General features: G+C 71.3%; 14 protein-coding genes. 11 read left to right on the plus strand and 3 right to left on the minus strand.

The genetic code is table 11. The annotated features are described in order from the left end of the window. Positions 1-222: 222 nt before the first annotated feature. The 4 genes from tilS to folE all read left to right on the plus strand — a co-directional run bounded on the left by tilS (position 223) and on the right by folE (position 4,948). On the plus strand, positions 223-1,347 hold the full coding sequence (tilS, locus tag OHV05_RS19410) for a tRNA lysidine(34) synthetase TilS (RefSeq protein ID WP_405018804.1): 1,125 nt from the start codon (positions 223-225) through the stop codon (positions 1,345-1,347). Between the two features lie 67 nt (positions 1,348-1,414). Further along, positions 1,415-1,969 (plus strand): hypoxanthine phosphoribosyltransferase, encoded by a 555-nt coding sequence (hpt, locus tag OHV05_RS19415; RefSeq protein WP_350670525.1) that lies wholly within the window; start codon positions 1,415-1,417, stop codon positions 1,967-1,969. Between the two features lie 244 nt (positions 1,970-2,213). Further along, positions 2,214-4,241, plus strand: a complete 2,028-nt coding sequence (gene ftsH, locus OHV05_RS19420) for an ATP-dependent zinc metalloprotease FtsH (protein ID WP_405018805.1) — start codon at positions 2,214-2,216, stop codon at positions 4,239-4,241. A 98-nt stretch (positions 4,242-4,339) separates the two neighbouring features. Beyond that, complete coding sequence (gene folE, locus OHV05_RS19425; protein ID WP_403037018.1) at positions 4,340-4,948, plus strand: GTP cyclohydrolase I FolE; 609 nt, start codon at positions 4,340-4,342, stop codon at positions 4,946-4,948. 199 nt (positions 4,949-5,147) lie between these two features. Here folE and OHV05_RS19430 read toward each other — a convergent pair whose 3' ends face one another. Further along, positions 5,148-5,900 carry a ferritin-like domain-containing protein gene (locus OHV05_RS19430; protein ID WP_405018806.1) on the minus strand — a complete coding sequence of 251 codons (753 nt, stop codon included), beginning with the start codon at positions 5,898-5,900 and terminating at the stop codon, positions 5,148-5,150. Positions 5,901-6,323: 423 nt separating this feature from the next. Between OHV05_RS19430 and OHV05_RS19435 the strand changes: the two genes are divergently transcribed. The 7 genes from OHV05_RS19435 (at position 6,324) to OHV05_RS19465 (ending at position 12,862) form a co-directional block, all read left to right on the plus strand. Continuing rightward, the gene (locus OHV05_RS19435; RefSeq protein ID WP_405018807.1) at positions 6,324-8,162 is read left to right on the plus strand and encodes a phosphatidylglycerol lysyltransferase domain-containing protein; all 1,839 of its coding nucleotides are present in this window, start codon (positions 6,324-6,326) and stop codon (positions 8,160-8,162) included. Positions 8,163-8,488: 326 nt separating this feature from the next. Beyond that, positions 8,489-9,346, plus strand: a complete 858-nt coding sequence (gene folP / locus OHV05_RS19440) for a dihydropteroate synthase (protein WP_405018808.1) — start codon at positions 8,489-8,491, stop codon at positions 9,344-9,346. Between the two features lie 44 nt (positions 9,347-9,390). Continuing rightward, on the plus strand, positions 9,391-9,885 hold the full coding sequence (locus OHV05_RS19445) for a nuclear transport factor 2 family protein (protein WP_405018809.1): 495 nt from the start codon (positions 9,391-9,393) through the stop codon (positions 9,883-9,885). 222 nt (positions 9,886-10,107) lie between these two features. After that, complete coding sequence (folB, locus tag OHV05_RS19450) at positions 10,108-10,467, plus strand: dihydroneopterin aldolase (protein WP_403037416.1); 360 nt, start codon at positions 10,108-10,110, stop codon at positions 10,465-10,467. 43 nt (positions 10,468-10,510) lie between these two features. Further along, positions 10,511-11,110: a 2-amino-4-hydroxy-6-hydroxymethyldihydropteridine diphosphokinase gene (gene folK / locus OHV05_RS19455; RefSeq protein ID WP_405018810.1), complete on the plus strand. Its 600-nt coding sequence runs from the start codon at positions 10,511-10,513 to the stop codon at positions 11,108-11,110. Between the two features lie 132 nt (positions 11,111-11,242). Continuing rightward, on the plus strand, positions 11,243-11,731 hold the full coding sequence (locus OHV05_RS19460) for a DUF3180 domain-containing protein (protein WP_405018811.1): 489 nt from the start codon (positions 11,243-11,245) through the stop codon (positions 11,729-11,731). A 105-nt stretch (positions 11,732-11,836) separates the two neighbouring features. Continuing rightward, positions 11,837-12,862, plus strand: coding sequence for a hypothetical protein (locus OHV05_RS19465; protein ID WP_403037038.1), 1,026 nt, complete (start codon positions 11,837-11,839; stop codon positions 12,860-12,862). A 61-nt stretch (positions 12,863-12,923) separates the two neighbouring features. On the opposite strand, the gene OHV05_RS19470 is transcribed toward OHV05_RS19465, so the two are convergent. Continuing rightward, positions 12,924-13,499 (minus strand): TerD family protein, encoded by a 576-nt coding sequence (locus OHV05_RS19470; RefSeq protein ID WP_403037040.1) that lies wholly within the window; start codon positions 13,497-13,499, stop codon positions 12,924-12,926. 103 nt (positions 13,500-13,602) lie between these two features. Continuing rightward, the gene (locus OHV05_RS19475; protein WP_405018812.1) at positions 13,603-14,091 is read right to left on the minus strand and encodes a hypothetical protein; all 489 of its coding nucleotides are present in this window, start codon (positions 14,089-14,091) and stop codon (positions 13,603-13,605) included. Between the last annotated feature and the right edge of the window lie 62 nt (positions 14,092-14,153).

Here is a 14,153-nt window from a genome sequence, read left to right on the forward strand (position 1 = left end):
GACCGGACCGGGCGACCGGGTCGTCCGTACGTTCGCGCCGGTTGACCCGTTGGCTGCGGATGAACGTTTCTTCATTCACTCGTACGTGGGACGGTGGTCGTACCGGTGGCGCGGGTGGCGTAGCCGGTGCCCGGATTCTGCGACCATCTGTGAGCACCCGGTGACCGTGCGCTGACGCCGCGTCACCATCTGCTCCGCCTCTCCGCCAAGGAGTGCTTACCCGTGGGACCACACCCCGCTGTCGCGGCGATACGCCTCGCCGTCCGCCGTACCCTCGCCGAACTCGCCGCAGACCTGGGCGAGACCACCCCGGCCGCCCGGGCGCCCCGCAGCCGTCCGTCCGAGCTCGCCCTGAGCGGTGCCGCCGGTGCCACCACCCTGATCGGCAACGCCCGCCGACACCCCTCCGGCCTGCCCCGCACCCCCGCCGCGCCCGGTTCGCCGCTGGTGCTGGTCGCGGTCAGCGGCGGCGCCGACTCGATGGCACTGGCCACCGCGACCGCCTTCGAGGCGCCCAAGCTCGGCCTGCGGGTCGGTGCGGTGACGGTGGATCACGGACTCCAGGCCGGTTCGGCCGAGCGGGCCCAGCAGGTCGCCGAGCGGCTGCGCGAGCTGGGCCTGGACCCGGTGGAGGCGGTCCCGGTCCTGGTGGGCCGTCAGGGCGGCCCGGAGAACGCCGCCCGGGAGGCCAGGTACGCCGCGCTGGACGACGCCGCCGAGCGGCTCGGTGCGGCGGCCGTGCTGCTCGGCCACACCAGGGACGACCAGGCGGAGACCGTGCTGCTCGGTCTGGCCCGGGGCTCCGGCTCCCGTTCGCTGGCCGGGATGCCCGCGCAGAAGGGCCGCTACCGCCGCCCGTTGCTGGAGCTCGACCGGGCCGCCACCCGGCAGGCCTGCTCCGCCCAGTCGATCCCGGTCTGGGACGACCCGCACAACAGCGACCCGGCCTACACCCGCTCCCGGGTCAGGCACGAGGTGCTGCCGGTGCTGGAGAAGCACCTCGGCGCCGGCGTGGTCGAGGCGCTGGCCAGGACCGCCCGGCTGTTCCGGGACGACGCGGACGCGCTGGACCAGTGGGCCGCGCTGGCCGAGCGCGACCTCCGGACGGCCGAAGGGGCGCTGGACGTCACAAAGCTGGCCGAACTGCCCTCGGCGGTCCGCCGCCGCCTGCTCCGTCGGGCCGCGCTCAGGGCGGGCTGCCCGGCCGGTGACCTGTTCGCCCGTCACCTGGAAACCGTGGACCTGCTGGTGACCGGCTGGCGCGGCCAGGGGCCGTTGCACCTACCCGGTGGCGTGGAGGTCACCCGTAGGTGTGGCACGCTGGTGTTTCGGCGACAGAGCGACTGACGAGTGAACACCTGGTCGCAGGGCCGCCGCCGACACAGGACCCCGAACGTTTGAGGACGTATCCCCGGTGGATCACAACGACATGGGCGCCGACCTGGCGAAGGTGCTCATCAGCAAGGACGAGATCGACGCCAAGCTGCTTGAGCTGGCCGAGCGGATCGACCAGGACTACGCCGGACGGGATCTGCTGATCGTCGGCGTGCTCAAGGGCGCCGTGATGGTGATGGCCGACCTGGCCCGCGCGCTGCACTCGCAGGTGACGATGGACTGGATGGCGGTCTCCTCCTACGGGATGGGCACCAAGTCCTCCGGCGTGGTCCGGATCCTGAAGGACCTCGACACCGACATCGCCGGCCGGGACGTCCTGATCGTCGAGGACATCATCGACTCCGGCCTGACGCTGTCCTGGCTGCTGGGCAACCTGGGCTCGCGCGGCCCGGCCTCGCTGGAGGTCTGCACGCTGCTCCGCAAGCCCGACGCGGCCAAGGTCGAGATCGACGTCAAGTACGTCGGGTTCGACATCCCGAACGAGTTCGTGGTCGGCTACGGCCTGGACTACGCGGAGAAGCTCCGCAACCTGCCGTTCATCGGCACGCTGGCCCCGCACGTCTACGGGGGCTGACGGACCGTCCGACAACAGCTGCCCCAATCGGGCGACGGGCGGGAACAGTGCGATGTTCCCGCCCGTTGTGCCGGGGTAGGAAAATACGTCGTAGTCGTGGTGCTCTCGCCTCGGGTGGAGAGGACTGCGGTACGGTCCCATCAACCGCTCTTCTGATGAGCACATACCCGGAATGCGCCGACGGCCCACAGCCGTGCAGCGCCGTTGAGTGGCAGGAGGGACGGGGCGGAAACGCCCCGCATGGATGGACGTCAAGCGATACTTCCGTGCGCCGATCATGTGGATCGTGCTGGCCGTCCTAGCCGTCATTGTGCTGATGCAGGTCGTCTCCGACTCGAGCGGCTCCAAGACGGTGGACACCAGCCAGATCGTGGCTGCGATCAACAACAATCAGGCGAAGTCGGTGCAGATCACCACCGGCGACTCGAATCTGATCAAGGTCGAGCTGAGGGACGGTCAGAAGCTGCCGGTTGGCAGCAATGGCAAGGTTCCCTCCGGCTCCAAGTTCCAGGCCTCGTACATCGGAGACCAGGGCGCCGCTGTCGCGGACGACCTGAGCAAGAACCCCGGCCTGGTTCCCAACGGTTACACCGTCGTCCCCGAGAAGCAGTCGACCTTCGTCAGCGTCCTGCTGTCGATGCTGCCGATCGTCATCATCGTGCTGGTCTTCCTCTTCTTGATGAACCAGATGCAGGGTGGCGGCTCGCGGGTCATGCAGTTCGGCAAGTCCAAGGCCAAGCTGCTGACCAAGGACACCCCGAAGACCACCTTCTCCGACGTCGCAGGCGCCGACGAGGCGGTCGAGGAGCTCCACGAGATCAAGGAGTTCCTGCAGGAGCCGGCCAAGTTCCAGGCGGTCGGTGCCAAGATCCCCAAGGGCGTGCTGCTGTACGGCCCGCCCGGGACGGGCAAGACCCTGCTGGCGCGTGCCGTGGCCGGCGAGGCGGGCGTCCCGTTCTACTCGATCTCCGGCTCGGACTTCGTCGAGATGTTCGTCGGTGTCGGTGCCTCCCGGGTCCGCGACCTGTTCGAGCAGGCCAAGGCGAACGCTCCGGCGATCGTCTTCGTCGACGAGATCGACGCGGTCGGCCGGCACCGCGGGGCCGGCCTCGGGGGCGGTCACGACGAGCGCGAGCAGACCCTCAACCAGCTGCTGGTCGAGATGGACGGTTTCGACGTGAAGGGCGGCGTCATCCTGATCGCCGCCACCAACCGCCCGGACATCCTCGACCCGGCGCTGCTGCGCCCCGGCCGGTTCGACCGCCAGATCGCGGTCGACCGCCCGGACCTGATGGGCCGCCTGGAGATCCTCAAGGTGCACCAGAAGGGCAAGCCGGTCGCGCCGGACGTCGACCTCAAGGCCGTCGCCAAGCGCACCCCCGGCTTCACCGGTGCCGATCTCGCCAACGTCCTGAACGAAGCCGCCCTGCTGACGGCCCGTTCGGACAAGAAGCTGATCGACAACAACATCCTGGACGAGGCCATCGACCGGGTCGTTGCCGGACCGCAGAAGCGCACCCGGATCATGTCCGAGAAGGAGAAGAAGATCACCGCGTACCACGAGGGCGGTCACGCCCTGGTCGCGGCGGCTTCCCCCAACGCGGACCCGGTGCACAAGATCACCATCCTGTCCCGCGGCCGGGCCCTGGGTTACACCATGGTGCTCCCGGACGAGGACAAGTACTCGACCACTCGCAACGAGATGCTCGACCAGCTGGCGTACATGCTGGGCGGGCGCGCGGCGGAGGAGCTGGTCTTCCACGACCCGACCACCGGCGCCTCGAACGACATCGAGAAGGCCACCGCCACCGCCCGCGCCATGGTCACCCAGTACGGGATGACCGAGCGGCTGGGTGCGATCAAGTTCGGCACGAGTGACTCCGAGCCGTTCCTGGGCCGCGAGATGGGCCACCAGCGCGACTACTCGGAAGAGGTCGCCGGGCTGGTGGACGAGGAGGTCAAGAAGCTGATCGAGAACGCGCACAACGAGGCCTGGGAGATCCTGGTCGAGAACCGCGACGTGCTCGACAACCTGGTGCTGGAACTCCTCGAGAAGGAGACCCTGAACAAGGAGCAGATCGCCGAGATCTTCCGCTCCATCGTCAGGCGCCCGGCCCGGCCGGCCTGGACGGGCTCGTCCCGTCGTACGCCGTCCACCCGTCCGCCCGTGCAGTCCCCGAAGGAGCTGGCGCTCACCAACGCCGCCCAGTCGGAGATCGCCGCCCCGGTGGTCGACACGGTCAAGCAGCCCGAGGCCCCGGCCGAGAGCTGACCGACCGTACGGAATGGATGCCGCGCCACCAGGGTTTGTACCCTGGAGGCGCGGCATTCGTGCTGTCGGCCCTTCCCCTTGAACCAAGCGAGGCACAGATGATCGACCCGGTGACCCTGGAGCAGGACGCCGCCGCCATCGGGACGTTCGACCAGAAGCGGGCCGAGAACGCGGTCCGCGAGCTGCTGCTCGCGATCGGTGAGGACCCGGACCGCGAGGGCCTGCTGGAGACCCCGGCCCGGGTGGCCCGCGCGTACAAGGAGATATTCGCCGGGCTCTGGCAGGAGCCGGAGGACGTCCTCACCACCACCTTCGACCTCGGCCACGACGAGATGGTGCTGGTCAAGGACATCGAGGTGTTCTCCACCTGCGAGCACCACCTGGTGCCGTTCCGCGGCGTCGCGCACGTCGGGTACATCCCGTCCACCAGCGGCAAGATCACCGGCCTCTCCAAGCTGGCCCGCCTGGTCGACGTCTACGCCCGCCGCCCCCAGGTCCAGGAGCGGCTGACCAGCCAGGTGGCGGATTCGCTGATGCGGATCCTGGAGCCGCGGGGTGCCATCGTCGTCATCGAGTGCGAGCACATGTGCATGTCGATGCGGGGCATCCGCAAGGTCGGCGCCAAGACCATCACCTCCGCGGTCCGCGGGCAGCTCCGCGACCCGGCCACCCGCGCCGAGGCGATGAGCCTGATCATCGGGCGGTAGCCGGCCCTCCGGGGTGACTCTGACCCTTTGGCAGGTGCTTCGGAAGAGTCAGGGGCTCGGGGAACTGCGACGCCGGCCTCGGTAAAGGTGATCGTCGCGTAGGTGGTCAGGCACTTTCGCAGTTACCCCGGCGCCAGATCTCCTCGCAGTTCCCCGAGCCCCTGGGTAGTGCCTGGCTGATGCCCGGAGGCAGGCGGCCTCAGCCGAGGGCGTTGCGTTTGGCGGGCATCGCGAGGGTGACCATCCGGCGCCAGCCGACGGTGCGTTCGTAGAGGTAGAGGACGTGCAGGCCGGCCGCCAGCAGGAGGCGCTGGTGGCGGGGCCACCGGAGGATGCGTCCCATCGCGCCCATCACGGCCAGCCCGACGTCGCGGTGGGTGCGGATCTCGGCCCGGGCGATCGACTCCAGGGTGTGCCGGATGTACGGCTCGTGGCCCGCCGCCGCGAGCCGGAGCAGCTCCTCGTGGCAGTACGCGAGGTGGTTGTCCTCGTCGGCGGAGATCATCCGGAGCGCCTTCCCGAGCTCCGGGTTGGCGCTGTACGCCCTCACCAGCTGCCGCATCTGTTCCGAGGCGCGCTGCTCGGTGACCCGGCTGTGGGCCAGGTAGGTGATGATCTCCCGGTCGTCGAGCGGGGTGGCGGACTTCAGGCGGTGGTGGGAGAGGCCGATGCCCTGGCGTTCGAGCAGCATGCAGTAGTCGGTGTCGAGCGGGATCGAGACCTTGCTCAGGCCGCGCTTGTTGAGCAGCTGGGTGAAGATCCGGCCGTGCTTGCGCTCGTCCGCTCCGTGCCGGGCGATCTTGGGGGCGAGCACCGGGTCGGTGGTGAGTTCGGTGATCCGCTCGTTCTCCCAGCCGCCCTGGTCCTCGCCGCCGGCCGCGACGCTGCAGAACAGCTGGTACGCCTCGTCGTGGGCGTAGATCTGGTGGAAGAGTGCACGGGTACTGAGCATGGATCTCTCCTACTGAACGTCCGTCAGCACGGTGGTCCGGTCGGTGGCGTGGCCCGTTCCGGTCGCACCGGGGTCCCGGAACATCGTGTGGCGAGCGGCCGGGCCGGGGCCACCGGAGCTGCGCCGGACGGGTAGCCGCCGCCGGGGCTCCGGGGGCGCAACCGAGGGCCTAGAATGCGGCGTCCACCCGTGTGCGGCGCCGATCCGCGCCCCGCGTGCACCACCAGGCCCGCACCCGCCGTTCGGCGGGGCGGGCACACCCGTCCCCAGGGCTCTGCCGTCGCCGGGGGCTCCAGCAACGACCGTACTGGGGCTCCAACTTGACGGTCCGATTGCCAGATCAAGGATTTGTCATGAAGGTTCATCACGACTCCTCCTACGGAGTGACAGAACGGACCGCCGCAGCACCTACGCTGACTCTCCATGAGCGTTCCAGTGTCCGTTGAGCCGTCCGTCGAGGCGCCGGGGGAGCAGCCGCGCCGCAGGTTCCAGCACCTGCGGACGCAGGCCGCCTCGGTGCCCCGTGCCTGGCTGCCCGGTGCGGTCGGGTACGCCGCGCTGCTGATCGGTCTCGTCGACATCGCCTGTGCGGTGTTCCCCAAGCTGCGCAACACCAAGATGCACTGGCTGGCCGGGCAGCTGCCCGGCGGCACCACCACGCTGGCCGCGGCGGGCACCCTGATGGTCGGCCTGCTGCTGGTGATACTGGCGCACGCCCTGCGCCGCCGGAAGCGCCGGGCCTGGCGCGCGGTCTGCGTGCTGCTCCCGATCGGGGCCGGCCTGCACCTGCTGCGCTGGCACCAGGTCGGTCCGGCGGTGATCTCGCTGGTGCTGTTCGTGGTGCTGCTGGTGCACCACCGCGAGTTCTACGCCAAGGCCGACCCGCGCACCCGCTGGCGGGCGGTGGTCGCGTTCGTCCTGCTGACCCTGGTCAGCGTCGGGCTCGGCCTGGTGATCGTCGGCGTCAGGCACGGGGCCGAGATCGGTGACCCGGGCCTGTTCGAGCGGCTGCAGCACGTGGCGTACGGCCTGTTCGGCTTCGAGGGTCCGATCGACTACCGCAACGACCGGGTCGCCTGGTACGTCGGCTACTCGCTGGGCGCGCTCGGCCTGCTGACCGCGGGCACCACCGCGTACCTGGCGCTGCGGCCGGAGCGGCCGCAGCCGGAGCTGACCGCCGAGGACGAGGTCAAGGTCCGGGCGCTGCTCGACAAGCACGGCGCCCGGGACTCGCTGGGCTACTTCGCGCTGCGCCGGGACAAGAGCGTGCTGTTCTCGCCGACCGGCAAGGCGGCGATCTCCTACCGGGTGGTCTCCGGCGTGATGCTCGCCTCCGGCGACCCGGTCGGCGACTACGAGGCGTGGCCCGGGGCGATCAAGCTCTTCATGGCCGAGGCCAGGGAGCGGGCCTGGGTGCCCGCGGTGATGGGCTGCAGCGAGCTGGGCGGCGAGATCTGGACCCGGGAGGCGGGCCTGGACGCGATCGAGCTCGGCGACGAGGCGATCGTGGACGCCACCACCTTCTCGCTCTCCGGCCGGGCGATGCGCAACGTCCGGCAGATGGTCAAGCGGATCGAGCGCAACGGCTACTCCTGCCAGGTCCGCCGGGTCGGGGACCTCAGCCAGGAGGAGAAGCACCGGATCGCCGACGCCGCCGCCCGCTGGCGCGGCACCGACACCGAGCGCGGCTTCTCGATGGCGCTCGGCCGGTTCGGCGACCCGGGCGACGACGACTGCGTGGTGGTCACCGCCCACAAGGCCCCCGAGGAGGGCGAGAGCGGCGACGACCTCAAGGCGGTGCTGCACTTCGTCCCGTGGGGTGCCGACGGCATCTCGCTGGAACTGATGCGGCGTGACCGGGCGGCCGACCCGGGGCTGAACGAGCTGCTGATCGTGGCGGCCCTGCAGGCCGTGCCGGCGCTCGGGGTGCGGCGGGTCTCGCTGAACTTCGCGATGTTCCGCTCGGCGCTCGCGCGCGGGGAGCGGATCGGGGCGGGGCCGGTGCTGCGGGCCTGGCGGGGGCTGCTGGTGTTCTCCTCGCGGTGGTTCCAGATCGAGTCGCTGTACAAGTTCAACGCGAAGTTCCAGCCGGAGTGGGAGCCGCGGTTCCTGGTGTATCCGCAGACCAGGGATCTGCCGCGGATCGGCTTCGCCGCGATGCAGGCGGAGGCGTTCATCACGCTGGGGATGCCGAGGTTCGGGCGCAAGCGGCAGCGGCAGGGGCTGATGCCGGAGGCTGCGCCGCTGCCGAAGGCGGCCTAGGGAAGTTGCACTGCCCGGGGGGCTCGGGGCTGCACCTTTGGCAGGGCGTCCGGTTGCACTACCCAGGGGCTCGGGGAACTGCGAGGAGATCTGGCGCCGGGGTCACTGCGAAAGTGCCTGACCACCTACGCAACGGTGACCTTTCAAGGGCCGGCGTCGCAGTTCCCCGAGCCCCTGACTCTTCCGAACCACCTGCCAAAAGGTCGGCGTCGCCCACGCGGCGGAGCCGCACAAAAGCAGAGCCCCGAGCCCCTGGACCGTAGCGGGCTGAGCACCTGCCGAAAGGGCGGCGGCGCCGGTGTGGTGGAGCCACACATAATGGCCGGATGAGCAACCTGCCCGGGCTTCCGCGTCTTGATCGCTGCGCTGTGATGGGGGTGGTCAACGTGACCCCCGACTCGTTCTCGGACGGGGGGTTGTGGCTGGACCCGGCGGCGGCCGTGGCGCATGGGCTGGCGTTGACGGAGCGGGGTGCCGACCTGGTCGACGTGGGTGGGGAGTCGACCCGGCCGGGGGCGCGGCGGGTGACGGAGCAGGAGGAGCTGCGGCGGGTGATCCCGGTGGTCCGGGAGCTTGCGGCGGCGGGGGTGGTGGTGTCGGTGGACACCATGCGGGCGGCGGTGGCCGAGCAGGCGGTGACGGTCGGGGCCCGGTTGGTGAACGACGTGTCGGGCGGGCTGGCCGATCCGGGGATGGCAGCGGTGGTGGCGGCCACCGGGGCGCCGTTCGTGGTGATGCACTGGCGCGGGCAGTCGGCGGACATGGACAAGCTGGCGGTCTATCAGGACGTGGTGACCGACGTGGTGGCCGAACTGAAGGACCGGATGGCGGCGTTGACCGCGGCGGGGGTGAGGGAGGATCAGCTGGTGCTCGATCCGGGTCTGGGCTTCGCCAAGACCGAGGAGCACAACTGGGCCCTGCTCGGCCGGCTGGCCGAGCTGACCGCGCTCGGGCGGCCCGTCCTGGTGGCCGCTTCGCGCAAGCGGTTCCTGGGTACGCTGCTCGCCAACCCGGGAACCGGGGAGCCGCGCCCGGCCAGGGAGCGGGACGACGCCACCGCGGCCGTCTCGGTGCTGTCGGCCAGGGCGGGTGCGTGGGCGGTCCGGGTGCACGACGTGGCCGGCACCGCCGATGCCGTACGAGTGGTGGCGGCCTGGGAACGGGCGGCACGAAGGGGGCGGTGAGATGGGCCCCGGAGGGGATGCTGGCTTGGCACTGCGGAGGAAGCATGGCGGGTGACGGCAGGTCGACCGATGACCGGGCGACGGCGGCGGCGTTGGACCGCGACGCCGTCCTGGCAGCCAACCAGGCGCTCTACGAGGCGCTGGAGAACGGGGACCTGGAGGGCGTCGAGGCCGCCTGGCTGGGCCCCGGTGAGGCGGACGACAAGACCGGGGCGGTCTGCGTGCACCCCGGCTGGCCGGTGCTGCGCGGCCGGGCCCAGGTGACCCGTTCGTACATGTTGATCATGATGAACACGGAGTACATCCAGTTCTTCCTGACCGATGTGGAGTGCGAGGTGCAGGGCGATGTGGCCCTGGTCACCTGTACCGAGAACATTCTGTCCGGCGGGGAGGCCGAGGAGGACGGTGAGCTCGGCCCGCTGGTGGGTGGGAAGGTGGTCTCCACCAACCTGTTCCGCCGGACCCCGGCCGGCTGGAAACTCTGGTCGCACCACGGTTCACCCGTGCTGACCAGCGGTGACGACGAGGAAGAGGACTGACGCCCGAGCAGGGTGGCAGGGAATCCGGCCCTGGCCGGAAGTGTTGTCGCGACGTGCACCGGATGTTCACGTCAATGGCCGTTCCGGCGCGCGTGGCGCCGCGCGGTGCCGGGTAGGACGGTCGGGGTTCGTCGTCGCCCGCAGGTAGATTCGAAGGTCGCGGGCGACGAGGCCCGGCGCCCCGCCCTGCGCGGGGCCTGTCCACATGGGAGAAGTGAGTTGCTGGACCGCGTCACACTGCGGGGCCTCCGCGCCCGGGGTCACCACGGCGTCTTCGAGCGCGAGCGGATCGAGGGCCAGACCTTCGTGGTCGACCTGGTGCTGTACCTGGACACCCGCCCGGCGGCCTCCGGCGACGACCTGACCCGTACCGCGCACTACGGCGTGGTGGCCGAGGAGGTCACCGCGATCATCTCCGGCGAGCCGGTCGACCTGATCGAGACGCTGGCCCAGCGGATCGCCGACCAGTGCCTGAAGCACGCCGCCGTCGAGGAGGTCGAGGTCACCGTGCACAAGCCGGACGCCCCGATCACCGTCCCGTTCGACGACGTCACGATCACCATCCACCGGGGCCGCGCGTGACGTCCGTGCCCCGTCCCGCCCCCGAAGCCGCAGAGGGATCTTGATGAGCACCAGCGACCCGACCGCCTCGCCGACCACGTTCGACCTGGAACGCCGGGTGGACACCGCCGACTCGACCCTGCACAACCCGCGCAGCGCGGTGGTCGCCCTCGGCAGCAACCTGGGCAACCGCCTGGAGACCCTGCAGGGCGCGGTGGACGCGTTGGAGGACACTCCCGGGGTGCGGATCACCGCCGTCTCCGCGGTGTTCGAGACCGAGGCGCTGGGCGGCCCGGACGAGCAGCCCAACTACTTCAACGCCGTCGTGGTGCTGCGCACCACGCTGCCGCCGCACTCGCTGCTGGAGCGCGCCAACGCGGTCGAGGACGCCTTCGGCCGGGTCCGCACCGTCCGGTGGGGCCCGCGCACCCTGGACGTCGACATCCTGGCGTACGAGGGCGTCACCAGCGACGAGCCGGAGCTGCTGCTGCCGCACCCCCGGGCGCACGAGCGGGCCTTCGTGCTCGCCCCGTGGCAGGACGCCGACCCGGACGGCGAGCTGCCGGGCCTGGGCCGGGTGGCCGACCTGCTCAAGGAGATCGCCGACCTGCCCGGTCAGAGCGTCCGGCGCCGGGAGGACATCCAGCTCCGGCTGCCCGAGTGAGACCCGCCGATCGCCGGCGGGTCCAGGAACTTCCCGATCCGGTCGGCCGTCGGACCGGGTGAGCGCCGGTACGGTGGGCTGACCAGCCGTCAGGATCTCGCACCGCCCGTTCACCCGCCGGGAAGGACCTCCGTGAAGCCGCTCCGCCTCCGCCTGCTGCTCGCCATCGCCGCCGTGGCGACGGCGCTCGCCTGGGCCGGTGCCCGGCTGTGGGACTCGCTGGGCCACCTGCCCGGCGTGCCCGCGGCCGCCCCGATCGTGCTCGCGGCCGTCGCGGTCGTCCTGCTGGCCACCGCGATCTCGCTCCGGTCCCGGCTCAAGGCGGTCCGCGAGCGGCAGCCCGGCGCCAAGGGCGTGGACCCGCTGGCCGCCGCCCGGGCGGTGGTGCTGGCCCAGGCCAGCGCCCTGGTCTCGGCGCTGATGACCGGCGTGTACGCGGGCACCGGCATCCACCTGCTGAGCCAGCTGGACAACCCGGCCCGCTCCTCGCAGGCGATCACCGCCGGCTTCGCCGTGCTGGCCGGGGCCGCGGTGGTCGCCGCCGCGCTCTGGCTGCAGCACGTCTGCCGGCTCCCGGAGGACCACGAGGGGCCGACCGGCCCGGCCCCCTCGCCGCGCTGACGGGGCGTCGGGAACCGGTCACCGGCGGTGGCCGTGACGGACTGTCAAGAGCGGAAAACGAACCCAGGCTGACAGCGCCCCAATTCGCACGCTAGTTTCTTTGGCATGTCTCGCGGACGCCACCGGCACTCCTCACTCCTCGGCCGCTCTGTGCCGCCGATCGCCATCGGCGTACTCGTCGTCGCCGCCCTCGGTGCACTCGCGGCCAGTCCGGACACCCTCGTGGTGCGTTCGGTCGGGATCGCGGCGGTGCTCGCCGCGGTCGGGGTCGGCGTGGTGCTGCGCCAGCGCGACCGCACCGCCCGGGTGGCCGCCGAGCTGGCCGCCACCCGCCGGAAGCGGTCCGAGGAGCGCTTCGAGGAGCAGCTCGCCGAGGCCGAGTACGCCGCCGAGGTGGCCGAGGAGCGGGCCACCCGGTTCGGCCGCCGGCTGACGGCGGAGAAGTCCCGGTTGGCCAAGGCCGAGACCGAGATCGCCCGGCTGCTCCGGGAGCGGGCCGTGAGCGTGGCCGAGCAGGCCCTCAAGGAGGCCGAGGCGCACCAGCGGGCACTGGCCGCCGCCCGGCCCAAGTACCCCGCCTCCCCGGCCGCCTACGTCCGCGCGGCGTCCGTCCTGCGGCAGCTGGAGCAGGAGGCCGACCGGGCCGAGGCCCGGCGGGAGAGCGACCAGCGGGCCGCCGTGGTGCTCCGCCCGGCCGCGCTGCCGGAGACCGTCCCGACGGTCCGTCAGCTCGGTGCCGCGCCGGAGCGGCCGGTGCTGTCCGCGCCGGGGGCCTCGGCCGAGTCCGTGGTCGCGGTCCGGCAGCGGGCCAGGCCCGCCTCCCGGGTGCCGAACTTCAGCTTCTTCGGCCGCAGCGGTGCGGCCGGTGCCGCCGCCGTCCGGGCGGCCGCCCCGGCGCCCGCCGTGGGCAGCGTGACGGAGCTGGGCGCCCAGGGTGACCTGGCCGACGTGCTCGGCGACGAGGCGCTCGCCGAGAGCGCCCGCTACGCCGCCCGGCAGCAGCCCGCCGAGCAGCCGGTGGCCGCTCCGGAGCCGGACGAGCAGCACGCCAGGCCCGAGGTGGTCGACCTGACCCCGCACGACGACACCGAGATCATCCAGGTCGCCCAGCTCCGGGCCGAGCTGGGCTGACCCCGGGTACGACCGAGGGGCGCGGGGAGTGATCCTCGCGCCCCTCGGTCGTGTCGGAACGTCAGATGCTGACGCCGAAGTCCTGGGCGATCCCCGCCAGGCCGGAGGCGTAGCCCTGGCCGATGGCGCGGAACTTCCACTCGGCGCCGTTGCGGTACAGCTCGCCGAAGATCATGGCGGTCTCGGTGGCCGCGTCCTCGGAGAGGTCGTAGCGGGCGATCTCCGCCTCGCCGGCCTGGTTCAGCACCCGGATGTAGGCGTTCCGGACCTGGCCGAAGCTCTGGCCGCGGGTGGTGGCGTCGTAGATCGACACCGGGAAGGTGATCCGGGCCGCCTCGGCCGGCAGGCCGGCCAGGTTGACCTTGATGACCTCGTCGTCGCCGGCACCCTCACCGGAACGGTTGTCGCCGGTGTGCACCACGGTGCCGCCGGGGGCGCTGGTGTTGTTGAAGAAGACGAAGTGCTCGTTGGTCAGCACCTTGCCCTCCGCGTTCAGCACGATGGCGCTGGCGTCCAGGTCGAACTCGGCACCGGTGGTGGTGCGTACGTCCCACCCGAGGCCCACGTTGACCGCGGTGAGGCCGGGGGCCTCCTTGGTGAGCGAGACGTTGCCGCCCTTGGAGAGGCTCACTGGCATGGTGTGGTGTCCCTTCGTCGCTTTTGTCGGAAGAACGCGAGCGGCGGGGCCGGTGGTTCCTGCCGCGGCCGCCAATTTCTCATGCCGGGACCCCGAAGGGGGCTCAGACCCGGGGAAACTTCCCCTGAACCGTCCAGATGTTCGGGTTGTCGGCCAGTCCTTCGTGCAGGTCGAACAGGTCGGCCAGGACGTCCTGGAGGAAGTCCCGGGCCTCCCGTCGCAGATCGGCGTGCCGGACCACCGCGATCGGCTCGTCCGGCAGCCAGGTCGCGCTGATCTCGACCAGGCCGAACCGGCGGGCGAACCGGAGCAGCTCGGTGTTCTGGGTGAAGTCCAGGTCGTACGTCTGCACCGTGGCGGAGCGGCTGCCGCGCCGGTCCTGGTCGAGGTGCTCGACCGTGTCGCAGAGCGCCCAGGCGAAGTCCAGCACCGGCACCCATCCCCAGCCTGTGGACAACTCCGCGCCGTCCGCATCCAGGTAGACGTCGCCGCAGAACAGGTCGTGCCGCAGGCTGCGGACCGGTGCGGTCCGGTAGTCCGTCTGCGGAGGGTCGGGGAAACGGTTGGAGAGGGCGTAGCCGAGCTCGATCACACCGCCCATCCTCCCAGGCGTAAACCTGGTGACCGCGCCGCAGTGGCGGGAGATGATGGGCG

Source organism: Kitasatospora sp. NBC_00070 (assembly GCF_045041205.1).
In the GTDB taxonomy this organism is placed as follows: domain Bacteria; phylum Actinomycetota; class Actinomycetes; order Streptomycetales; family Streptomycetaceae; genus Kitasatospora.

Bases quoted from the DNA above. Each gene is read 5' to 3' on its own strand.
- folK (WP_405018810.1), top strand. From the start codon at position 10,511: ATGAGCACCAGCGACCCGACCGCCTCGCCGACCACGTTCGACCTGGAA.
- ftsH (WP_405018805.1), top strand. From the start codon at position 2,214: ATGGACGTCAAGCGATACTTCCGTGCGCCGATCATGTGGATCGTGCTG.
- OHV05_RS19465 (WP_403037038.1), top strand. From the start codon at position 11,837: ATGTCTCGCGGACGCCACCGGCACTCCTCACTCCTCGGCCGCTCTGTG.
- OHV05_RS19470 (WP_403037040.1), bottom strand. From the start codon at position 13,499: ATGCCAGTGAGCCTCTCCAAGGGCGGCAACGTCTCGCTCACCAAGGAG.
- OHV05_RS19445 (WP_405018809.1), top strand. From the start codon at position 9,391: ATGGCGGGTGACGGCAGGTCGACCGATGACCGGGCGACGGCGGCGGCG.
- OHV05_RS19430 (WP_405018806.1), bottom strand. From the start codon at position 5,900: ATGCTCAGTACCCGTGCACTCTTCCACCAGATCTACGCCCACGACGAG.
- folE (WP_403037018.1), top strand. From the start codon at position 4,340: ATGATCGACCCGGTGACCCTGGAGCAGGACGCCGCCGCCATCGGGACG.
- folP (WP_405018808.1), top strand. From the start codon at position 8,489: ATGAGCAACCTGCCCGGGCTTCCGCGTCTTGATCGCTGCGCTGTGATG.
- OHV05_RS19435 (WP_405018807.1), top strand. From the start codon at position 6,324: ATGAGCGTTCCAGTGTCCGTTGAGCCGTCCGTCGAGGCGCCGGGGGAG.